The following is a 22,318-nucleotide window of genomic DNA, read 5'->3' as shown; positions in this document are numbered from 1 at the left end:
AGCCCCGGGCGCCCACGAACCGCGCAAGGCCGGGCCCCCTCCCCGCAGGGAAGGTGCCCGGCCCGTTGTCATGGGGCTACTTCACGCCGATCGCGCGGATCAGTTCCTGGGTGACGGAGCCGCCGCGGTCGTCGGCGGCGCCGGCGCGGAGGGAGACGGAGGGGGCGGTGGAGGGGATGTGGAGTTCGCCGGTCCAGCCAGCTGCGCGGGAGGACTTCTTGAGGGGGATCTTCGTCCAGGTCGTGCCCTCGTCGTAGGAGACGTCGAGGGTGGCGGTGGTGAGGGTGCCGGTGGCGGCCGCGCCCCGCACGTAGGAGGCGGAGATGCCGATGGGGATGCGGCTGCCGGCGCGGAGGTCGCCGTGGAGGTCGGTGTCCACGTCGAAGGCGAGGTTGAGCAGGGGCAGGTAGGTGACGCGGTCACCGGGGGTCTCGGCGGAGCGGAAGGTCCACTCGCTGTGGCCCTTGGTGCCGAGGCGCCAGCGGGCCGGGTCGAGGGTGGTGTCGGTGACGACCTTGTAGGCGGCTTCCTCGGCCGGGGCGTCCCAGGCGTAGGCGCCGGAGCTCTTCTTGCGGTCGACGCGGACGCCGTTGACGTACACCTCGGTGTACTGGGTCATGGAGTCGTCGCCCCAGACGTTGCCGAAGCCGGTGTGGTCGGTGCCGGAGTCGCCCCAGCCGGGGGTGTTGAAGCGGAGGTCGTTGCCGGTGCGCTGCTGGCCCCAGCCGAGTCCGGTGCCGAGCCAGGGGTGCCAGACGGGCCCGAACCAGTCGAGGTCCACGCGGCTGCCGCCCCGGTAGGACGGGGTGCCGCCGCGCTCCTCCAGGGAGTCGCCGAGGTCGACGGACTCGTGCCAGCGCTGGCCGGTGCCGGTGGACACGTACTCGGTGCGCTCGGTGGGGAAGGCGATCCACTCCTTGAAGCCGAAGCCGATCCGGAAGGTGTCGGTGAGCGAGTAGCGGAACTCGCCGCCGAGTTCGGGGCGTTTGGTCGGCATGCGGAACGTGGAGTGGAGGGTGGCGAGTTCGTCCTCGCGGGGGCGGAAGACGAGGTCCTTGCCGATGGCGCCGGGGTGGCCCTCGGAGAGGTCGTAGGTGTACGGGGTGAAGCGGGTGCCGGTGAGGTCGAGGCGCAGGCCGCGGGCGGCGCCGGCGGCGAGCCGCTTCGCGTCGGCCGCGTCGACGGTGGCGACGGCGAGGGGCCGGTCCTCGTAGTCGGCGGTGCCGAACCACTGCATCAGGCGGCCCGGCCGGTCGTCGGTGACGAACAGGGCCTTGGCGCCGGCGTCCTGGGCGGTCTGGGCGAGCTGCTTCGGGTCGGCGCCGTCGGTGAGCCGGACGAGGACGGCCTTGCCGGTGGCGTCCTTGCCCGCGTACTCGGCGGGGGTTCCGGTCCCGGCGTCGACGAGGCCGAGGCGTTGGCGGCCTTCGAGGAGGGTCGCGCCGGCCTGTGCGGTGGCTCCGGAGAGGCGGACGCCGTCGACGCTCGCCTCCACCATCGGCTTGCCGAGGCGCCAGACGGTCCGGTATTCGAAGGTGCCGTTCGCGACGGGGGCGGTGGGGGCGGCGAACAGCGAGTCGTAGGTCATCGGGACCTGGACGACGTCGGTGTACGAGCTGCCGTAGGCCTTGCGGTCGTACTCCATCAGGAGCTGGCGGGTCTCGGTCCGCTTCTCGACCTCGGCGCGGATCTCGCGCAGCTGCCGGCCGTCGAGGGTGATCGCGCGGTCGCGGTCGAGGACGACCTCGGGGGCGGCGAGGAAGCCGAGGCCGAGGGAGTCCGCGCCGTGGGAGCCGCGCACGTCGAGGAAGCTGTCGACGGTGTACGTGCCGGGCTTGAGCCGCAGCTGTACGGTGCCGGACTCGCCGACGGCCGCCGGGAAGGGGTCCTGGTCCGCGTCGAGCGCCTTCAGGCCCAGGTGGGCGGTGGTGGGGGCGCCGTCGCGGTCCTTGACGTGGACGGTGAGCGTGTAGCGCTCCTCCTCCTTGGTGAGGCCGAGCGCGGTGTGGGCGACGGGGGTGCCGCCGGCGGTGGCGGTGACGCGGCCGGAGGACCGGCCGACGGGGGCGGCGGTGCCGTCGCCGGTGACGGTGGTGCTCGCGGAGCCGTGGGCGGGGACGGTGAGGGAGGTGTCGGCGAGGGTCGCGACCCCGGGGGGCATGCCGTCGACGGTGAGGTTCAACTCAACCGGCTGGCCTGAGGAGTTGGCGTACGTGACGGTCTTGGCGACCGGCTTGTTCTCGGCGTAGGGCCAGGAGACGAAGCCGAGGTCGGCGGAGCCGGTGGCGGTGACGTTCGCGGTGACGGCGGCGGCCACGTCGACGCGTCCGGCGCCGAGTTCGTACGCGCCGGCGTCGAGCGTCTGCGACGAGGACATGAGCGCGTCCTTGAGGCGGGCGCCGGTCCAGTCGGGGTGCTTCTCGGCGAGCAGCGCGGCGACGCCGGCGACGTGCGGGGTCGCCATCGACGTACCGCTCATGGAGGTGTAGAGGCCGCTGCCGGGGACGAGCTGGGAGCGGGCGGCGAGGATGTCCACGCCGGGCGCCGACACGTCGGGCTTGAGGGCCTGGTCGCCGTGGCGGGGGCCCTGGCTGGTGAAGTAGGCGGCGCGGTCGTCGGAGTCGACGGCGCCGACGGTGAGCGCGGCGTCGGCTGCGCCGGGCGAGCCGATGGAGCCGGGGGCGCCGGAGTTGCCGGCGGCGATGACGAAGAGGGCGCCGGTCTCGGCGGAGAGGGTGTTCACCGCCTGGGCCATCGGGTCGGTGCCGTCGCTGGGTTCGCTGGAGCCGAGGCTCATCGACACGATCTTCGCGTCGACGTCCTTGGCGGCCCATTCCATGCCGGCGATGATCTGCGACTCGGTGCCGAAGCCCTGGTCGCTGAGGACCTTGCCGACCGCGAGGGTGGCGCCGGGGGCGACGCCCTTCTCCTTGCCGTCGGAGCCGGCACCGCTGCCGCCGATGGTGGAGGCGACGTGGGTGCCGTGGCCGCCGCGGTCGGCGACCTCCTGGCCCTCGATGAAGGACCTGGTCTCGGCGATCCGGCCCACGAGGTCGGGGTGCGCGAGGTCGGCGCCGGTGTCGAGGACGGCGACCTTGACGCCCTTGCCGGTGAGCCCGGCCTCCCAGGCCTTCGGGGTGCCGATCTGGGCGTTGGACTCGGCCATCGCGGCCTTGACCCGGCCGTCGAGCCAGACCTTGGCGGGGGCGGCCGCGGCCCGTGCGGCGGCGGGGGCGGTGAAGCCGCGCCAGAAGGCGGTGGGGTCGGTGGCGGTGACGGCGGCGCCGCCGATGCTCGGGAGGGCGCGGACGGTCTCGGCGCCGCGCGGGGCGGCGGTGGCGGCGCTCCGGGCCTTCCCGGCGCCGTACGTGACGATGAGGGGCAGTTCGCCGGTGATGCCCTGCTCGACGAGGCCGGTGACGTCGAAGAGGCGCGGGTCGAGCGCGCCGGAGGCCAGGTAGGGGCGGGCCTCGTCGGGGACGACCGTGACCCGGCCGTCGGAGATCCGGCTGCGGACGGCTCCGGTGGCGCCCTTCGCCCGGTCGACGGTGACGGTCCGCTGCCCGCCGCCGAGGTCGGTGAGGGTGACGCGGTCTCCGGTCACCAGGGTGACGGTGCTGCTCGTCGCGGACGCCTTGAAGGTGTCCGGCACGGCTGAGGGGGTGTTCCCGGCGGCGGCGGTCTGCCCGGCCGAGAGCATCACGAGGGAGACGCCCGCGGCGAGCAGCCCGGCCCTCCCTCTGGCGATGGGCGTGGTCATCGTCGTACTCCTCGCGGACCCGGGGTCGGGGGTGTTCCGGGTGCCGCGAGGAGTCTTGGCCGGTGGGGCGGGAGTTGACCCCGGCTACTCCTGGCGGTTATGTGCCGTGGCGGCCAACCGCCAGGAGGGTAAGGGGCGTTCGGGGAGATTGGTCACGGAGTCGGATCGAGGGCGTCATAGCGGCGGAATCCGCGCCCGTACAGCGCGAGCAGGCCGATGGCGAGGACGCAGGCGATTCCGCCGCCCGTGAGGGCCACCGCCGGGGAGGTCAGGTCGGCGACGGAGCCGGCGAGGAAGTCCCCGAGCCGGGGCCCGCCCGCGACCACCACGATGAAGACGCCCTGGAGCCGGCCGCGCATCTCGTCCGGCGCCGCGACCTGCATCATCGTGTTCCGGAAGATCATCGAGACGGTGTCGGCGCAGCCGGCGAGGGCGAGCAGGAGCACCCCGAGCCAGAGGTTCCGGGTCAGCCCGAAGACGGCGATGGCGGTGCCCCAGCAGGCCACCGCGATCAGGATCGCCTGGCCGTGGTGGCGGATGCGGCTCTGCCAGCCGGAGAGGACTCCGCCGAGGAGTGCCCCGAAGGCGGGTGCGGCGACCAGGAGCCCGGTGGTCTTCGCGTCGCCGCCGTACCAGAGGACGGCGACGGCGGGGAACAGGGCGCGGGGGTGGGCGAGGATCATCGCGCAGAAGTCCGAGAAGAACGTCATGCGCAGGTTGGGGCGGGTGGCCAGGAACCGCAGCCCGTCGAGGACCGAGGCCCGCTTGCTCCCGGTGCGGTCCGGCAGCATCGACGGCAGTCGCCACATCGCGTACAGGCTCGCGGAGAAGGCGACGGCGTCGACGAGGTACGCGGTCTGGTAGCCGGCGAGTCCGACGATCAGGCCGCCGAGGCTGGGGCCGACGAGGGTGCCGAAGGTCATGACCATCGAGTTGAGCGCGTTGGCGGCGCGCAGCTGCTCGGGGGGCAGGAGCCGGGGGATCATCGAGGTGCGGGCGGGCGAGTTGAGCGCGGCGCACACGGCCTGGAGGGCGACGATCCCGTACAGGAACCACACCCGGTGGAAGCCCGCGAAGGCGGCTCCGGCGAGCGCGATCGAGAGGGCGGCCGATCCGCAGGCGCTGGCGAGGCCGAGCTTGCGGCGGTCGACGGTGTCGGCGATGGCCCCGCCGTAGAGGCCGAACACGACGAGCGGGACGAGCGAGAAGAGGCCGACGAGCCCGACGGAGAACGGCGAGCGGGTGATGTCGTACACCTGGAGGGAGACGGCGAGCGCCGTCATGCCCTGCCCGACCCAGGAGACGGTACTGCCGCACCAGAGGCGGCGGTAGTGGGCGGAGGTCCGCAGCGGGGTGAGATCGGCGAAGACCCTGCGGCGTTCCTGCTGTTCCTTCTGTTCCTCCGCGGTGGTCACGCGACGTCGTACCGCAGCTCGGGACGCTCCCAGTGGATGTGTCCTGCGGGCGGCACGGCTCCGGTGCGGACGGCCCCGGTGCGCAGGTAGAACTCCTCGGCGGGCGGATGGGCCACGACCCGCACGGCGTCGAGCCCGGCGGCCCGCGCCTGCCCGGCCATGTGCTCCATCAGCAGCCGTCCGATCCCGAGCCCCTGGGCCGCGTCCGCGACGAACGCGAGGTCGAGCTCCGCCTCGTCGACGAGCAGCGCGTAGAACCCGAGGACGAGGCCGGTTCCGTCGGTGGCGACGAAGACGGGGTGGTGCTCGATGTACGCGCCGCCCACCTGGTACCCGTCGACCATGGCGGCGTAGTCCCCGCGGTAGGCGCGCGAGCCCCGGACGAGCCGGGTGAGCCGCTTGGAGTCGTCGGCGGTGGCGCGCCGGATGGTGATGTCGGACATGGGGCGAGTATAGGACCGCAGCTGGATGATGATCCTTACAATTGGGTGAAGCCCCGCCGTCTTGTGGGCAGCACCGGCCGCCCGCCCGGCAGGGCTCAGCCGCAGGCGCCCAGGGCGTCCGGGTCGACGGCGTCGAGCCGGACGGCCAGGGCGTCGAGGCGCTCGCGCAGGTCGCGGATCTCGGCGATGTCCAGGCCGGTGGCGGCGGCGATCCGCCGCGGTACGCCGAGGGCCTTCTCGCGCAGGGCGACCCCGTCGCCGGTGAGGCGCACGGTGACGGACCGCTCGTCCTGGGGGCTGCGGCGCCGCTCGACGTATCCGGCCGCCTCCAGGCGCTTGAGCAGCGGCGACAGGGTGCCGGAGTCGAGCCGCAGCCGCTCGCCGATGCCCTTGACGGGCAGCTCGCGGTGCTCCCAGAGCACGAGCATGACGAGGTACTGGGGGTAGGTGAGCCCGAGCTCCTTGAGGGCCTCGCGGTAGACGCCGTTGAAGGCGCGGGTCGCCGCGTGCAGCGAGAAGCAGATCTGGTGGTCGAGCCGGAGGAAGTCCTCGTCCGGGACCGTGTCGAGCGTCTCCATGCCTCCAGGATACGCGAGACCCCTCACACGCGATTAAGTTGTGCACAACTTAATAGTGCGCTATCAATAGAGGGCACCACCCCAGCTCCACCCCCCAGGACCGGGGCCACGCCCCCAGGACAGGACGGAAGAACCATGGACGCGATCTACACCGCCGTCGCCACCGCCAACGGCCGCGAGGGCCGCGCCGTCAGCTCCGACGGCCACATCGACCTCCCCCTCGCCCACCCGCAGGCCCTCGGCGGCAACGGTCAGGGCACCAACCCCGAGCAGCTCTTCGCCGCCGGGTACGCGGCCTGCTTCGCGAGCGCCATGGGCGTCGTCGCCCGCCAGGAGAGGATCGACATCTCCGAGGCCTCCGTCACCGCCGAGGTCTCCATCGGCAAGGACCCCGCCGACGGCGGCTTCGGCCTGGCGGTCGTGATGCGCGCCGAGTTCCCCGACCACCTCCAGGGCGAGGCCGGCCTCGCCCTCCTGAAGAAGACCCACGCCTTCTGCCCGTACTCGAAGGCCACCCGCGGCAACATCGAGGTCGAGCTCGTCGTCGAGTAATCCGGCCGGCCCCCGCGTCGCCGCCGCGACATGACCAAGGAACCCGGCTCGCAGGGTGGCGACGCGTCAGGCCCCCGGCATACCCTGGACCGTGGGCGGCGGCGCCCGGACTACCCATGTCCGATCAGGAGTTGGGAACATCGGAGCCGTGACGGGGGGGCTTTTGTTCCATGGCAGCCATGGCGCTCATGCACCGGGATTCGAGCATGAGCTGGTGGACCAGATGTGTGCGGTGACGGGCCTCGACGCTCCGAACGAGCGCGGCCTGCTGATCAGCATGCTCGCGAGCCGGTTACCCGAGCTGGCCAACATCCGGCAGCACGGCCGGACGCGTTCGGACATGCTGGAGATCGTCCAGGCGTGCCTGCGGCAGCCACGCGGACTGCCCGAGCTCCTCGACACCCTGACCGTCTACGCTCCCGGCTCCCCACCCGTGCAGAGGATCCGGCAGCTCGTCACCACCCCGCCCGTCCTCGCCGTCCTCCCCGAAGCGGAGTTACGCGAGGCCCGCACACTGCTCGCCCGCGTCCCGCACCTCGACGCGCACGAGGTGCTGTACGCGGCCGCCGGCGACCTCCCCCTCCCGCGGCACCCCGTCTCGACCCTCGGCGAGGCCTTCGACCTCCTCAGCCGGGTCAACGCCCGCCCCGACGGCCTGCTCCCCCTGATGGTGCTGGTCGAACACGTGGCCGCGGCCCTCGACGGATCCGACGTCCACCGGCCGGTCGCCACCGGTCTGCGCGAGTGGAACGACGCCCAGGCGGTCAAGCTCGGCCTCGCGCCCCAGCTCGAATCCGTCCGCACGGACACCTCCGACGACACGGCGGCACAACCAGCTCCCGCCTGTCTCGTTGTCCAGTTGGACAGACACGGAATGGACCCGAACCGGTATCTGCTCTCCCACTGGCGCCAGATACGTCCGGGTCCCTGGCGGCCACAGCGCGGAGAGGACCAGGTCGTGTCCTTGGACGAGGTCGAGGCCACCGTGGAACGGCTCGTCTTCCAGGCGGAGAAGGACTGGGCCGGCCGCCCCGGCAAACCGGTCCTCGAGTTCATCCTCCCCATGCACCTGCTCAACCGCCCCATGGAGTGGCTGCCCCTGGCGTCCGACTCCGCCTTCGCCGCCGCCCTGTGCCTGAGCTATCCGGTCGTGCTGCGCAGCCTGGAGCGCATGCGGGCACCCCACTTCCACCGGCGGTGGCACAACCGCTGGCAGCTGATGCTGGACACCTCCGAGACCGTCTGCCACTGGGACACGGCGGGTCGGCGCGGCCACGACCCCGTCCAGTGGAACAGCAGACTCACCGCCGACGAACGACTCGTGTCGGTCGCCCTCAACGCTCCCCCGCTGCCCGGCCCCGACGGCAGTCTGGCCTCACTGGAGACAGCCCTGCGCGCGGGAGTGCCGATGGCCGTATGGGACCGCCGCCCGGGGCCCTCCGGCGACTTCCGCCGCAGGGCCAAGAAGCTGATGAAGGGCAAGGCGATCGAGATGCCGCAGCGCGTGCAGCGCCTGCGGAACGAGGCGGCCACCGCCGCGGCCGCCCAACGGGACGTCCACGTGGGACGCCATCTGGCCGTCCTCTTCGACGACCCCAACCGCATCGTCGACTGGTCCGGATCGCCCGGGAACGACACCGCACACGTACGCGGCGGACACGACGACGAGGGGGAAACATGAGCGGTGTCCAACATCCGGTCGAGAGCAACCGGAACGGAGGGCACGTCAGCAGCCGCAGCTGGTGGATCTACCGCGGCACCGGACAGCCGCTGACCGACATCCGGCTCGGCGACATCCTGCCGCCGCCGCCCGGCTGGCGGGACTTCGACGGCGGCCCGGTACTCCCGCCCGTCCCGGCCGAGAGCGCCGAGACCGATCGCCGGCTCGGCGCCGTGGGCCGCGCCACGCCCCGGCAGGACCCGCACGACATCGACATGATCAACACCGCCCTGCTGCTCCGCAGGCCCCTCCTCGTCACGGGCCGGCCGGGGATCGGCAAGTCCACCCTGGCCTACCTCGTCGCGCGGGAACTGGGCCTCGGCCGCGTCCTGCACTGGGGCATCACCTCCCGCAGCACCCTGCGCTCCGGTCTGTACGAGTACGACGCCATCGGCCGCGCCCAGGCGTCCCTCGGCCGCGGCCGCACCGCCCTCCCCCCGGCGGACGGGGACCCCGACGACGCCGGAGGCCAGGCGAAGATCGGGGACTTCGTACGGCTCGGCCCGCTGGGCACCGCCCTGCTCCCGTACGAACTGCCCCGCGTCCTCCTCATCGACGAGCTCGACAAGAGCGACATCGACCTGCCGAGCGACCTGCTGCACGTCCTGGAGAACGGCGCGTACGACATCCCCGAACTGGTCCGCGCCCGCCACCAGGAGGGGCAGGCGGAGGTGTTCACCGACGACCCGGACCAGCGGGTCACCGTGACCGACGGACGCATCCGGTGCCGGGCCTTCCCGTTCGTGGTCATCACCAGCAACGGCGAGCGCCAGTTCCCGCCGGCCTTCCTCCGCCGCTGCGTCCGGCTGGACGTCTCCCCGCCCCGCGAGGACCAGCTCGCCGCCATGATCGCCGCCCACTTCCGGGACCAGGGCGGACGGCACGACGCCATGATCCGGCGGTTCATGGAGCGCAGCAGGGAGAACGGCGGGCTGGCCACGGACCAGCTCCTCAACGCGGTCTTCCTGCGGACGGCGGGGGTCCGGGAGGACGAGGAGGCATGGAGCGAACTGCTGGACGCGCTCTGGCGTGAGCTCTCGGGATCGCCCTGATGGACGACGACTCCCCTTCGTATCCCGAGGCCTTCGAGGTGGCGGAGGCGCTGTGGCTGCACGCGTACCAGACGCTCGCGGCCCGGCTGCCCCCGTCCACCGATCCGCCGCGGCCCCGGCCGGCGACACCGCCCGGCCTCTCCGCGCTGCCCGACCTCATGGAACTGCTCCCGCCGACCGGCACCGTGCCGGACACGGCACCCGACGGAACACCGACCTCCCAGGCCGACCACCCCCCGCCGCCGCCCCCGGAGGGCACCCGGCGGTCGCACCCGCGGGCCCTCGGGCTCCGGGCGCCGTTCCGGACGCTGCCCCAGGGGACCGTCCTCGGGTCCGCGCAGGAGCTCCACGAAGGGAACGTCAAGGCCGAAGCGCTGCCGGACCTGCACGACGCACCGGGCATCGCCCGGCGGCTGCGGCCGCTGAAGCAGCTGTCGCCCTCGGCGTACGACATCGAGCTGGACGAGGAGGCCACGGCCGAACACGCCGCCGAGGACGGCCTGTGGATGCCCTACACCCGGCCCGCGGGCGAGCGCCGCTTCGACCTCGTGCTCGTGGTGGACGACCACGCGACCATGGCGATCTGGGAGCAGACGATCGCCGAGTTCACCAGTCTGGTCGAGCAGTTGGGGGCGTTCCGGGACGTGCGGGTCCGCCGGCTCGGTGTGCGCGACACCCCGGACGGTGAGGAGGCCGTGCTGCGCGGCCCCGCCACCGGCCACGGCGGCGCCGCGGTGCCCGCCGAGCTGGTGGACCGGACCGGCCGCCGGATCGTCCTCGTCCTCACCGACGCCCTGGGACCGTCCTGGAAGAGCGGGGTCGCCCTGAAGGCCCTCGAACGGTGGTCGACCGCCGGGCCGACCGCGGTGGTGCACCTGCTGAACCAGCGGGACTGGCACCGCACCGGACTCACGCCCTGGCGGGTGCGGTTGCGCAGTCCGCGCGCGGGCGCGTCCAACGCCGCGCTGTCCGTGGCCTTCCCGCCGGAGGCGCGGGACCCGTTCGACCCGCCGCCCGACACGTGGAGGGTGGCCGTGCCGGTCCTGGAGCTGGAGGCCGACTGGCTGGGCCGGTGGGCCGCGCTCGTGGCCGGTGAGGCGCCCGGCTGGGTCGACGCCTCCGTCCTGCTGCTCGGCGCGCCCGACCGGTCCGAGGCGGACGGCGCCGAGCCGCCGGACGCCGTTCCCGCGCCGTCGGTGCAGGAGCGCATCCGCCGCTTCCGCAGCCACGCCACCCCCACCGCCTTCCGCCTGGCCACCCATCTGGCCGCCGCGATCCTCGAACCGCGCCTGGTGCGGGACGTGCGGCGCACGCTCGTGCCCGAGGCCCAACCGGTCCATGTGGCCGAGCTGTTCCTCAGCGGCCTGGTCGAGGAGTGCCCGCCCGACGAACCGGCGGGTTCCGTACCCGAGGCCCCGCTGGACTTCGTCGACGGGGCGCGCGAGGCGCTGCTGTCCAGTGCGATGCGGGCGGACACCGCGCGCGTCGTGCGCTCGGTGTCCGACTTCTACGGCGACCGGTTCGAGGCGGCCCGCGGGCTGCACGGAGCCCTGCTCGCCCCGGAACAGGTGCCCGACCCGCCGCTGACCGCGGAGAGCCTGCCGTTCGTCCGCGTCGAGCTGGCCGTCCTCCGCGCCCTGTCCGGGCCCTACCTGCTCCGGGCCCACCGGATCAGCGCGGCCCTGGAAGGGAGTTCGTCGGGAGCGTCGGACATACAGAACAGACCGGCACTAGTCCACGATATCCGCAGTACCCATGAAAATTCCGACACGGGCGGCTCTTCCATGACCGACACCACTGCCAGTCAGCACCAGCGCGAGGACGGAGGGGCCGTGAACGGCACCGCGGTCCCGTCGATTCCCGCACCGAGTCCCGACGGACTGCCGGGAACGGCGACCCCGGCGACGGGCACGCCGATCCCCGGACCGGTCGCACCGCAGCCGGACCGGCCCCGCTCCGCCGTCCCGGCCATCTGGGGCAACATCCCGCCGAACAACCCCAACTTCGTCGGCCGCGAGGACGTCCTCGCGCAGGTGCGCGAGCAGTTGCTGACCGGCGACACCTCGGCGGTGCTGCCGCACACGCTGCACGGCATGGGCGGTGTCGGAAAGTCCCAGATCGCCATCGAGTACGTCTACCGGTTCGCCGCCGACTACGACGTCGTCTGGTGGATCCCCTCCGAGCAGCCGACGATGATCCTCACCGCGCTCACCGAACTCGCCCAGCGGATGGGCCTGAACGTGAGCAACGAGGCCAACCGGGCCGTCCCCGCCGTCCGTGAGGCGCTGCGCAGGGGCGACCCGTTCACCCGGTGGCTCCTGGTGTTCGACAACGCCGAGAACGTGGAGGCCGTGCGCCCCTACTTCCCGACCGGCGGCACGGGGAAGATCCTCATCACCTCCCGGAACCAGGAATGGGACCGGGTGGCCAGGACGCTGTCCGTCGACGTCTTCACCCGCGAGGAGAGCAAGGCGCTGCTCCGGCGGCGCGCCCGCGACCTGAGCGACACCGACGCCGACAAGCTCGCCGAGGCCCTGGGCGACCTGCCGCTCGCCATCGAGCAGGCGGCGGCCTGGCAGGCGGTCACCGGCATGGCCGTGCCCGAGTACCTGCGGCTGATCAACGAGAAGATCGCCGAGCTGATGCTCGAACTCGTCCCGTCGCCGGACTACCCCATGTCGGTGGCCGCCGCCTGGGACGTCTCGCTGCGCCAGCTCGAACAGCGCAACCCCGCGGCCCTCCAACTCCTCCAGGTCTGCTCGTTCTTCGCGCCCGAACCGATCTCCCGCTCGCTGTTCAACAACTCGCGGAGCACCACGATCGCCCCCGAGCTCGACGACGCCCTTCGCCATCCGATCAAGCTCGGCCGGGCGATCCGCGAGATCAACGTCTACGCCCTGGCCCGCATCGAGCACCGGCACGACACCATCCAGCTGCACCGCCTGGTCCAGGCCGTGCTGGTCAACCGCATGTCCCCGCAGCAGCAGGCGGACATGCGGCACGGCGCGCACCTGCTCCTCGCCGACGCCAACCCCAACAGCCCCGGCTCGCGCGAGCTGTGGCCCCGCTACCAGGCGCTGCTGCCGCACGTGGTGGTGTCCCGGGCCGTGGAGTGCGAGTCGCCCTGGGTGCGCGGTCTGGTCCGCGGCATGGTGGAGTTCCTCTACGTGTGGGGCGACCACAAGAGCTCGGCGGCGATGGCCCGCGAGGCACTGGACATCTGGACCGAGAAGTTCGGCGCCGAGGACCAGCAGACGCTGGAGATGGCGAAGTGGCTGGCCTTCCTCCTGCGCGTGCTCGGCGAGTACCGGGAAGCCGCCGCGATGATGGAGCGCACCGCCGACATCTACATCCGCACGGCGGGCGAGGAGGACGAGGGCACCCTCGACGCCCTCATCCAGCTGTGCAGCGGTCTGCGGCTGCGGGCCGAGATGGCCCGGGGCCTGGAGATCAACCGGTCGGTGTACGAGCGCTCCCTGCGCACCTTCGGCGAGGACGACCCGGCCACCCTCCGCGCGGCCCACAGCCTCGGCGTCGGCCTGCGCCTGATGGGCCTGTACCGGGAGGCGCGCGCGCTCGACACGGAGACGGCCCGGCTGCGCGCCCTCAACCTGGGCGAGGACCACCTCGACACCCTGAACACCCGCACCGGCCAGGCCATCGACATCCGTGAGGACGGCGACTACCTGGAGGCCGCCGCCCACCTGGAGGCGGTCTACGAGCGCTACGTCGCCGTCTTCGGCGAGGACACCCCGGTCAGCCTCGGCTGCGCCCGCGTCCTCGCGGTGTGCCGCCGCCGCGCGGGCAACCACGAGGGGGCGCTGACCCTCGGCGAGACGGCGTGGACGAAGTTCGTGAACCGCTACGGCCCCGACCACCCGGACGCCGTCGCCTGCGCGGCCAACCTGGTCGTCGAGTTCCGGCAGGACGGGCAGCTGAGGCGCTCCAGGGAGCTCGGCGAGGCGACCGTCGAGCGCTACACGGCGAAGCTCGGGGCCTCCCACCCGTACACCCTGTCGGCCCGCACCAACCTGGCGATCACCCTGCGCCACCTGGGCGACCAGGACGCCGCCGGGGAGCAGCTCGCGTCGGCGCTGCCGGGTCTGCGCGACTCGCTGGGCGACGAGCACATCCTCACCCTGACGACGGCCATCGGATCGGCCAGTCACCACGCCGACGCGGGGCGTCACTCGGAGGCCCTGGAGCTGGACCGGCAGACCCTGGAGACCCTGACCCGGGTCGTCGGCGAGGACCACCCGACCACGCTGGCCTGCGCCACCAACCTCGTCCTCGACCTGCGCGCCATGAACCGCGACACCGAGGCCACGGCGCTGCACACCGAGACCCTGGCGCGCTTCCGCCGGAAGCTCGGTGAGGGCCACCCGGCGACCGTGGCCTCCGCCAGCGGCCGGCGGGCGGACGTCGACATCGCCCCCGTGCCCTTCTAGGGAGGCGACCGGCCCGCCGCCGGGACGGAGACGCACGAGAGCCGGCCGGGTCCTGGGACCCGGCCGGCTCTGTCGTACGGCGGCCGTTACGCCCGGGGGGCGGGGCCCGCGTCGGCGGTGGGCATGCGTCCGGCGTCGGGTCCCGGGCGGGGTTCGAGGGTTTCGCCGGTGCCGATGACGAGGTCGACGGGGACGGCGGGCGGGCCGTCGGCGGGGCGGCGCAGGAGTCCGATCAGCGGGCCGGTACCGGCCGTGGTCACGAGTGCCATCACGACGAGGAGCGCGTAGAGCCGGGGGCCGATCACGCCGGCCTGCAGGCCGACGTTGAGCACGATGAGCTCGGTGAGCCCTCGGGTGTTGAGCAGGACGCCGATCAGCAGCGACTCGCGCCAGGGAAGGCGGGTGCCGCGGGCCGAGAGCGAGCCGGCGGCGACCTTGCTCACCACCGCCGCGGCGCATATCACCACGAGCAGCACGAGGTCGGACGACCGCAGCCCGCCGAGCTTGACCGCCAGCCCGGAGACCGCGAAGAACACCGGAAGCAGCAGGCCGCCGATGTCCTGGAGCGGGCGCAGGAGCCGGCCGTCCGGGGAGCCGTCGGGGAGGCGGGGCATGATGACGCCGGCGAGCAGCGCGCCGAAGATCACGTGGAGCCCGAGCGCGTTCGTGGCCCAGGCCGAGGCCAGTGCCACGGTGACGGCGACGGGGAGGCGGGCGGAGGCCTGGGGGCCCGGTCGGCGCATCCACCACTCCAGCGCGGGCCGTACGCCGAAGAGCATCACCAGGACGTACAGGACGAGCAGGCCGGCCTTGAGGACCCAGTCGCGTACCGAGCCGTGCTCGCCGCCCACCAGGACGACGGCCAGGACGGGCCAGCTCAGGGCGTCGATGACCCCCGCGGAGGCCATGGCGACGGTGCCCGGCCTGGTCCCGGCGAGGCCCTGGTCCCTGATGATGCTGGCCAGCACGGGAACCGCCGTGATGGACAGGGCGATCGCCATGTAGAGGACGAAGGTGGTGTCGATCGGGTGCCCGCCGTTGACCGAGGCGAATGCTCCGGGGAGGAGCAGGACGATCCCGGCGCCCATCGCCATGGGGAGGACGAAGCCGCTCAGGGAGACGGCGGTCACGGCGCGCTGGCCGCGCAGCATCCCCAGGTCGAGTTCGTATCCGACGACGAAGAGGAAGAGCACCAGCGCCACTTGGGCCAGCGAGGTCAGGATGGGCTGGATCTGCGCCGGGAAGAGCGTCTCGTACACCTGCCCGGGGACCAGGCCGAGGAGGCTCGGGCCGAGCGCGATGCCCGCGAAGAGCTGTCCGACGACGGTGGGTTGACCGAGTCTTCGGGCCAGCGCTCCCAGGGCGTACGAGGCCGCGATCACCACGGCGAGGGCCGCGACGACGTGGCTGACGACGGACTCCGAGCTCACCGGCATTCCCCTTCCGGCAGGTGCCGCACAGTGAGGCACAGCCCCTACGGATTGTATCCGCTGTGGCCGCAAGTGCCCTATCGTGAAAGCCATTTGGCGTAGCGTCACGAACGGGGGGCAAGCAGTGACGACGGTGTTGTTCGTACACGGCACGGGGGTGCGCGAGCCGGCGTACACGGCCTCCCTGGAGCGGGTAAGGGAGGGATTGCGGCCGCTACGGCCCGACGTCGCCGTGGCGCCCTGCTACTGGGGCGGAAGCGCCGGAGCGGCGCTCCGTTCGAACGGCGTCTCCGTGCCGGGGTACGGGACGGGGCGCGGGGTCGCCGAGGCGGGCGCCCCGGGCGCGGAGGCCGGGGAGCTCGACGAGGACGTCGAGCTCTGGGGGCTCCTCTATGTGGACCCGCTCCTCGAACTGCGTCTGGTCGCATCGGAGTCCACCGGGCGCGCGGAACTGGCTCCGGGCGCCCTCCCGCCGGGCGAGGCGCTCCGGTCGGCGGCGCTGTCCCTGGCCGGGGACGGCGACCTGCGGCGGCTCCTGGACGCCGCGGGGATCGGGGAGGAGTTCGCCGCCGCCGTGGCCGCCGTCCTCACCTCGCCCGACGGCCGCCTGTTCCTGCGCGCCCCCGACGCGAGCGCCGCGACGACCGAGCTGGCCAGGGCGTTCGTCGCCGAGGCGGTACGCCGCCGGGTGGACCGGAACGGATCGACGTCGGCCTTCGACGGCACCGCGCGGGACGAGGCGGTCGCCCGGATCACGGCGCTGCTCCCCGGGGATCCGGCCGCCGGGGAGGGGACGGGGACGCACCGGGGGCCGGTGGCCAGGAAGGTCGGGCGGCTGGCCGGGCGGCTGGCGCTCGGCATGGCGTCGGCCCAGGTGGTGAAGCGGCGTTCGGCGCTCACCGACGCGGCCCATCCGGCGGCCGGGGACGTGCTGCTCTACCTGTCCCGGGGCGAGGCGATCCGCGAGGCCGTCCTGGCGGCGGTGCGGGCCGCCGAGCCGCCGGTCGTGCTGCTCGCGCACAGCCTCGGGGGCATCGCCTCGCTCGACCTGCTGGTGCAGCGGGAACTGCCGGAGGTCGCGCTCCTGGTCACCGTCGGCTCGCAGGCGCCGTTCCTGTACGAGCTGGGGGCGCTGCCCAGCCTGGAGCACGGCAGTCCGCTGCCGGCGCACGTGCCGCGCTGGCTGAACGTGTACGACCGGCGGGACCTGCTCGGCTATGTCGGCGCCGGGGTCTTCCCGGGGCGGGTCGACGACGTCGCCCTGGACGGCCGGCAGCCCTTCCCGCTGTCCCACAGCGCCTACTGGAGCAATCCGGAGCTGTACCGCCTCCTCGCGGGAGAGCTGCCGTGACCCCCGCGCGCCCCGAGCGCACGTACGCCGTCGTCGTCGGTGCCGAGCGGTACGACGCCGGCCCGTCCTGGGACCTGCCGGGACCCGCCGCGGACGCCCGCCGCTTCACCGCCTGGCTGCGCGGATGCGGGGTGCCCGCGTCGCACATCTCCCTGCTGCTCGCCCCGCTGCCCGGCGCGGGCGGACCGCGGGTCGACGTCGCCGAGGGTCCCGCCGGGCGGGAGGCCGTCCAGGAGGTGCTGACGCGGCGGCTGCCGGCCCTCGAAGGCGACCTCCTCTGGGTGTTCTGGGGCGGTCACGGGGTCACCGACCCGCAGGGGCACCGCCGGCTCTTCTACGCCGACGCCTCGGCGGACGAGCGCAGGAACCTGGACCTGGACGCCTGGCTGACCGCGTGCACGACCGATCTGCTGCCCGGTTTCCAGCGCCAGATCTGGCTGGTGGACTCCTGCCAGACCTTCGTCGAGGACCTCGGCTTCGCCCGCACCCTGCCCGCCGAGGTCCCCTCGGGCGGCGACCGGCTGCCCGGACGGGAGCAGTTCGTCCTGCTGGCCTCCGGGCCGGGTCAGCGGGCGGTGAACGACCCCGTGGGGCAGACCGGGGCGTTCTCCCGGGCGGTGCTCGACGCGCTGGCCGCGGCGGGCGGCGGCGCGTGGCCGCCCGACATGAGCGGGATCGCGGACACCGTGGTCGGCGGGTTCACCGGGCATGAGCAGCGGCCGACCTCGCTCTGGTACCGGTCCTGGGCGGGCGACGAGCGCCGGCTCGTGTTCCCGTCCACCCGCCGCCTGGAGGAGCCGGTGCCGGACGCGGCACTCAACGAGCTCATCGGTCTGCTCGCGGGCTGGCCCAGCCTGGCGGACCGCGACCAGCGCCAGCTGGTGCTCGGGATGCTGCCCGCCGACCTGGCCGGCTCCATCCCCCGGATGGGGGCGCCCCGGCCCGACATCATCAGCATCGTGCGCACCTGCCGTCGCCATCCCGGAGGTCTCGCGGCCCTCGTCGAGGCGGTCGCGCTGCTCGAACCGGGCTCCCTGGAGCAGCGCGATCTGAAGAACTGGGCAGATCGCTGGCTGACCGGGTGAACGGACGGGAGCGACCGGCTGATCACGCCCTTCCCGAACCCTCCTGCCTGCGTCATCATGAAGGCCAACGGGGTTCAGGGCAGTGCTAGGGGGATGTCGTATGTACACGTCCGACGATCACATGGGATCCGAGCTCGTCGATCTCAACGATGTCCCGCTGTCCGAACTCCGGTCGCAGGACCCGGGGCTGCACGCCCGCTCGCTGGAGCGGCTGCTGCGTCAGGTCGAGCGTCCCCGGGTCAACTTCTCCAGCGGCAGCGGCGACGGCCCGCCCGGGCGGGCCGACTGACGGATTCCCGGGAGGAGATCCGTGCAGACCGACGGACGTCACGAACCCGCCCGTACCGTGCACCATCTCATTCCCTCGGCGCACTTCGACGCCCTGGCCGCGGGGCGGGGCGGTCCCGACACGGTCCGCTTCCTGCGGACCGGTGAGTACAGCAGACGGCTTCTGCTGCTGCGCGCCCTGCTCGACGCGGTCGAGGTCACGCCGGGTGCGCTCGGCCCGCTGCCGGCCGTGGACAGCGCCTGGGACATCCTGACGGCCGCCCAGGAGCACGCCCCGGACGACTTCCGGGAGTTGCTGCTGCATCCGCAGGTCGGCGTGTGGCTCGGGCACGGGCTGCGGCGGATGCGGCACACGGCCTGGGGCGACGGGCCGCTCTGGACCGATCTCGGCCATCTGCACGCGGTGTGCGCCGTCGCGGCGCTGCGCGCCGGGCTTCCGCTGCGCACCACCGTGCCGCTGCGGGACGGCACCGCGATGTTCCCCACCCTCGGCCTCGCCCACCTGCCGGGGCATCCGCACTGGGCGACGACGGAGGTCGTCGTGGAGGCGGGCCGGTTGCGGATCGGCCCGCACGGGGCGCGCGTGGGACCGCCCGAACCGCCCGCGCCGTCCGACGGCGACGCCCCCGGGTGGCAGGGCCTGCGCCGGTTGCACGCGCACGCGGCGGGGCGGCGCAGGGACGTGTGGCTGGACGACATCGACCCGTACCGGGACCTGAGCGAGCCGCTGGCACCGCAGCGCCTCGACGCGGGTGAGACCGCCCGCTGGCAGGAGCGGTTCGCCCTGGCGCTGGAGGTCCTCGAGGACAGCGACCCGGAGTCGGCGGCGGCGCTCGCGGAGGGGTTACGGAGCCTGACGGTGGTCGCGCCGTCGTCGAGCGGGGTGGTCCTCAGCGCGTCCTCCGGCGATGCCTTCGGCGGTCTGCTGACCTCGCTGCCGCCTGATCCGGTCACTCTGGCGGTCACCCTGGTCCACGAGTTCCAGCACACCAAGCTGGGTGCGCTGCTCCACCTGCTGACGCTGGAGCGGGACGGCGGGGTCGAGCGGCATCACGCGCCCTGGCGGGACGACCCCCGCCCGCTGAGCGGGCTGCTGCAGGGCGCGTACGCCTTCCTCGGCATCACCGACTTCTGGTGCCGCCATCTGGACCGGGCGCCGCGAGCCGGGCGGGCGACGGCCGAGTTCGAGTTCGCCCTCAGCCGCCGGCAGACGCGGGAGGCCGTCGACACGCTCGGCGCGGATCCGGCGCTGACCGCCCACGGGCGCCGCTTCCTGAGGGGCATGGCCGCCCGGCTGCCCGCGTGGGCGGCCGACGGCAGGGTCCGGCCGGGCATCGACGCCATGGCGGCGTTCGCCGCCACCGATCACCGCACCGGCTGGCGGATCCGGCACCTGGTTCCGGCCCCGGACGACGTGCGCGCGCTGGCCAGGGCCTTCGTCACGGGGGCGGCGGCCGACTGCCGGGTCGCCGATTCCGCCGTGGTGCCCGATCTCGCCTCCCGCTGGCCCCATGCCCGGACCCGGCTGCTCCGGCAGGTCCTCGCCGCCGCGCCGGACTGCGGACGGCCCGCCCCGTCCCCCGCGGACCGCGCGCTCGTCACCGGGGATCCCGCGGCGCCGGGCGCGTACGCCGGTCTTCTCGCGGACGATCCCGAGTGCCCCGAGGCGTGGACCGGTCTGGTCCTCGCCCTCGCGTCGGGTGATCCCGCCGCGCGCCCGCTGCTCAGGCGCCCGGAGCTGCTGCGGGCGGTCCATCGCGAGCTCCGGGCCATGGGCACGCCGGTCGACCCGCGGCGGGTCGCCGGGTGGCTCGCCGCGGGGAGGGCGGCCGGACCACCGGGGTGAGTCGGCGCCCCGCTGCCGGTTTCTGTTGGTTCGCGTAGCCCCTTGGGGGTCAACGGGCCGCCGGGACCGTTCGGTTGTGAGTTTTCACGTTCGGGCACGGGGGGTTCGCCCACCGTACGACGGGCAGTCATGGGACGGCCGCCGGGAGGTGGTCCACGGGCGCTCTCCTTGGGGCGCCCGTCGGCCGGTCCCCCCGGTCGGCGCACAGCACCCGCGCCCGCACCCGCACCGTCCGTACTCACACCGGAGGAGAAACCCCCCATGGCCGACCTCAACCGTCGCCGGTTCCTGCAGCTGACCGGCGGGGCCGCCGCGTTCACGATGCTCTCGGAGAGCATCGCGCGCGCCGCTTCCATACCCGCGCAGGGTTCCACCGGCACGATCCAGGACGTCGAGCACATCGTCGTCCTGATGCAGGAGAACCGTTCCTTCGACCACTATTTCGGTGCAATGAAGGGCGTACGGGGCTTCGGCGACCCGCGTCCCGTCACGCTGCCCAGCGGGAAGCCGGTCTGGAACCAGTCGGACGGCAACAAGGTGACCCTGCCGTTCCGGCCGACGAGCGACCACCTCGGCATGGAGTTCCTCCAGGGCCTCAACCACGACTGGGCCGGCGGCCAGAGCGCCTTCAACAAGGGCAAGTACGACAACTGGATCCCGGCCAAGACCAAGGCCACGATGGCGTACCTCACCCGTGAGGACATCCCCTTCCACTACGCGCTCGCCGACGCCTTCACGATCTGCGACGCGTACCACTGCTCGTTCATCGGCTCGACCGACCCCAACCGCTACTACCTGTGGAGCGGTCACACCGGCAACGACGGCACGGGCGGCGGCCCCGTCCTCAACAACGCCGAGGCGGGCTACGGCTGGACCACCTACCCCGAGCGCCTGGAGGCGGCCGGGGTCTCCTGGAAGGTCTACCAGGACATCGGCGACGGCCTGAACGCCGCCGGCTCCTGGGGCTGGATCAACGACGCCTACCGCGGCAACTACGGCGACAACTCCCTCCTGTACTTCAACAACTACCGGAACGCCCAGCCCGGCAACCCGCTGTACGACAAGGCCCGCACCGGCACGAACGCCAAGAACGGCGAGGGCTTCTTCGACGTCCTGCGCGCCGACGTCCAGGCCGGCCGGCTGCCGAAGGTCTCCTGGATCGCCGCCCCCGAGGCCTTCTCGGAGCACGCCAACTGGCCCTCCAACTACGGCGCCTGGTACATCGCGCAGGTCCTGGACGCGCTGACCTCGAACCCGGACGTGTGGGCCCGTACGGCCCTGTTCATCACCTACGACGAGAACGACGGCTTCTTCGACCACGTCGTCCCGCCGTACGTCCCCGGCTCCGCCGCCCAGGGCCTCTCCACCGTCCCGACCGGCCTCGACTACTTCCCCGGCAAGACGGGGTACGCGGCCGGCCCGTACGGCCTCGGCCCCCGCGTCCCGATGATCGTCGTCTCGCCCTGGTCGACCGGCGGCTACACCTGCTCCGAGACCTTCGACCACACCTCGGTGATCCGCTTCATGGAGAGCCGCTTCGGGGTGCGCGAGCCCCAGATCTCGCCCTGGCGACGGGCCGTCTGCGGCGACCTGACCACCGCCTTCGACTTCACCCGCACCCAGACCCAGCCCGCCGCGCTCCCGCCGACCGCCGGCTACTACCCGCCGGACCGCAACCGCCACCCCGACTTCCTGGCCACCGCCCCGGCCGTCGGCACGATGCCCCGCCAGGAACCGGGCGCCAAGCCCACCCGGCCGCTGAAGTACGCCCCGTACGTCGACGGCACCGCGGACGTCACCGCCGGCACCTTCCGCCTCGCCTTCAGCGGCGGCCCGGCCGCGGGCGCCCAGTTCTACGTGACCTCGGCGAACCGCACCGACGCCCCCTGGACGTACACGACGGAGGCCGGGAAGTCGATCGCCGACACCTGGAACACCAAGTACTCCAAGGGCGTCACCGACCTCACCGTCCACGGCCCCAACGGCTTCCTCCGCCGCTTCCGCTCCCCCGGCAAGACCGCCGTCCCCGAGGTCGCCGCCCGCCACGACGGCACCACCGGCGACCTCACCCTCACCTTCACCAACGCGGGCGCCACCACCCAGGTGACCGTGACCGGCGCCTACGGCGGCACCCCCGTCACGCTGACCGTCGCCAAGGGCGCCACGGTCACCCACACCGTGCCCCTCGCCTCCTCCGGCCGCTGGTACGACGTCACCGTCACCTCCCCGGCCTCCACCGACTACCTCCGCCGCCTGGCGGGCCACGTCGAAACGGGCACGGCGGGCGTGACGGACCCGGGCATCCTCACGTACTGACGCACCGGACACACCACCGGGGCGGACGAGTGCG

14 protein-coding genes are annotated in these 22,318 nt (G+C 73.3%); 9 read left to right on the top strand and 5 right to left on the bottom strand.

Annotated features, from left to right (window positions below):
- Window positions 1–76 precede the first annotated feature (76 nt).
- The 4 genes from MRBLMG1_RS17775 to MRBLMG1_RS17760 form a co-directional block, all read right to left on the bottom strand.
- Window positions 77–3,760 carry a S8 family serine peptidase gene (locus MRBLMG1_RS17775; RefSeq protein ID WP_367825014.1) on the bottom strand — a complete coding sequence of 1,228 codons (3,684 nt, stop codon included), beginning with the start codon at window positions 3,758–3,760 and terminating at the stop codon, window positions 77–79.
- Window positions 3,761–3,912: 152 nt separating this feature from the next.
- Entirely contained in the window at window positions 3,913–5,175 is a 1,263-nt protein-coding gene (locus MRBLMG1_RS17770; protein ID WP_367825013.1) for an MFS transporter, read from the bottom strand.
- Entirely contained in the window at window positions 5,172–5,618 is a 447-nt protein-coding gene (locus MRBLMG1_RS17765; protein ID WP_367825011.1) for a GNAT family N-acetyltransferase, read from the bottom strand. The genes MRBLMG1_RS17770 and MRBLMG1_RS17765 overlap by 4 nt, the downstream gene beginning before the upstream one ends.
- Window positions 5,619–5,713: 95 nt before the next feature.
- Window positions 5,714–6,196, bottom strand: coding sequence for a MarR family winged helix-turn-helix transcriptional regulator (locus MRBLMG1_RS17760; protein ID WP_367825010.1), 483 nt, complete (start codon window positions 6,194–6,196; stop codon window positions 5,714–5,716).
- A 135-nt stretch (window positions 6,197–6,331) separates the two neighbouring features.
- On the opposite strand from MRBLMG1_RS17760, the gene MRBLMG1_RS17755 reads away from it, so the two are divergent.
- From MRBLMG1_RS17755 to fxsT, 4 genes are all read left to right on the top strand, one after another.
- On the top strand, window positions 6,332–6,748 hold the full coding sequence (locus MRBLMG1_RS17755; RefSeq protein ID WP_367825009.1) for an organic hydroperoxide resistance protein: 417 nt from the start codon (window positions 6,332–6,334) through the stop codon (window positions 6,746–6,748).
- 223 nt (window positions 6,749–6,971) lie between these two features.
- Complete coding sequence (locus tag MRBLMG1_RS17750) at window positions 6,972–8,429, top strand: effector-associated domain 2-containing protein (protein ID WP_367825023.1); 1,458 nt, start codon at window positions 6,972–6,974, stop codon at window positions 8,427–8,429.
- Complete coding sequence (locus tag MRBLMG1_RS17745) at window positions 8,426–9,520, top strand: AAA family ATPase (protein ID WP_367825007.1); 1,095 nt, start codon at window positions 8,426–8,428, stop codon at window positions 9,518–9,520. Before MRBLMG1_RS17750 ends, MRBLMG1_RS17745 begins: the two co-directional genes overlap by 4 nt.
- Complete coding sequence (gene fxsT / locus MRBLMG1_RS17740) at window positions 9,520–13,968, top strand: FxSxx-COOH system tetratricopeptide repeat protein (RefSeq protein ID WP_367825006.1); 4,449 nt, start codon at window positions 9,520–9,522, stop codon at window positions 13,966–13,968. Before MRBLMG1_RS17745 ends, fxsT begins: the two co-directional genes overlap by 1 nt.
- An 86-nt stretch (window positions 13,969–14,054) precedes the next feature.
- Here the strand turns inward: fxsT and MRBLMG1_RS17735 are convergent, their stop codons facing one another.
- Window positions 14,055–15,398: a cation:proton antiporter gene (locus MRBLMG1_RS17735; protein WP_367825005.1), complete on the bottom strand. Its 1,344-nt coding sequence runs from the start codon at window positions 15,396–15,398 to the stop codon at window positions 14,055–14,057.
- Between the two features lie 124 nt (window positions 15,399–15,522).
- Between MRBLMG1_RS17735 and MRBLMG1_RS17730 the strand changes: the two genes are divergently transcribed.
- From MRBLMG1_RS17730 to MRBLMG1_RS17710, 5 genes are all read left to right on the top strand, one after another.
- Window positions 15,523–16,749 carry a hypothetical protein gene (locus MRBLMG1_RS17730; protein WP_367825004.1) on the top strand — a complete coding sequence of 409 codons (1,227 nt, stop codon included), beginning with the start codon at window positions 15,523–15,525 and terminating at the stop codon, window positions 16,747–16,749.
- The gene (locus MRBLMG1_RS17725) at window positions 16,746–17,834 is read left to right on the top strand and encodes an effector-associated domain 2-containing protein (protein ID WP_367825003.1); all 1,089 of its coding nucleotides are present in this window, start codon (window positions 16,746–16,748) and stop codon (window positions 17,832–17,834) included. The genes MRBLMG1_RS17730 and MRBLMG1_RS17725 overlap by 4 nt, the downstream gene beginning before the upstream one ends.
- 100 nt (window positions 17,835–17,934) lie before the next feature.
- Window positions 17,935–18,123 (top strand): hypothetical protein, encoded by a 189-nt coding sequence (locus MRBLMG1_RS17720; protein ID WP_367825001.1) that lies wholly within the window; start codon window positions 17,935–17,937, stop codon window positions 18,121–18,123.
- Window positions 18,124–18,144: 21 nt separating this feature from the next.
- The gene (locus MRBLMG1_RS17715; RefSeq protein ID WP_367825000.1) at window positions 18,145–19,968 is read left to right on the top strand and encodes an aKG-HExxH-type peptide beta-hydroxylase; all 1,824 of its coding nucleotides are present in this window, start codon (window positions 18,145–18,147) and stop codon (window positions 19,966–19,968) included.
- 261 nt (window positions 19,969–20,229) lie between these two features.
- Complete coding sequence (locus MRBLMG1_RS17710) at window positions 20,230–22,284, top strand: phosphocholine-specific phospholipase C (protein WP_367824999.1); 2,055 nt, start codon at window positions 20,230–20,232, stop codon at window positions 22,282–22,284.
- The last annotated feature ends 34 nt before the right edge of the window (window positions 22,285–22,318 follow it).

Source organism: Streptomyces sp. LMG1-1-1.1, from assembly GCF_040815545.1.
GTDB lineage: Bacteria > Actinomycetota > Actinomycetes > Streptomycetales > Streptomycetaceae > Streptomyces.
This window is presented reverse-complemented; position numbering and strand designations above follow the sequence as displayed.

Coding starts and splice junctions, on each gene's coding strand:
- MRBLMG1_RS17775 (WP_367825014.1), bottom strand. CDS start 3,760: ATGACCACGCCCATCGCCAGAGGGAGGGCCGGGCTGCTCGCCGCGGGC.
- MRBLMG1_RS17765 (WP_367825011.1), bottom strand. CDS start 5,618: ATGTCCGACATCACCATCCGGCGCGCCACCGCCGACGACTCCAAGCGG.
- MRBLMG1_RS17760 (WP_367825010.1), bottom strand. CDS start 6,196: ATGGAGACGCTCGACACGGTCCCGGACGAGGACTTCCTCCGGCTCGAC.
- MRBLMG1_RS17755 (WP_367825009.1), top strand. CDS start 6,332: ATGGACGCGATCTACACCGCCGTCGCCACCGCCAACGGCCGCGAGGGC.
- MRBLMG1_RS17750 (WP_367825023.1), top strand. CDS start 6,972: ATGTGTGCGGTGACGGGCCTCGACGCTCCGAACGAGCGCGGCCTGCTG.
- MRBLMG1_RS17745 (WP_367825007.1), top strand. CDS start 8,426: ATGAGCGGTGTCCAACATCCGGTCGAGAGCAACCGGAACGGAGGGCAC.
- fxsT (WP_367825006.1), top strand. CDS start 9,520: ATGGACGACGACTCCCCTTCGTATCCCGAGGCCTTCGAGGTGGCGGAG.
- MRBLMG1_RS17720 (WP_367825001.1), top strand. CDS start 17,935: ATGTACACGTCCGACGATCACATGGGATCCGAGCTCGTCGATCTCAAC.
- MRBLMG1_RS17710 (WP_367824999.1), top strand. CDS start 20,230: ATGGCCGACCTCAACCGTCGCCGGTTCCTGCAGCTGACCGGCGGGGCC.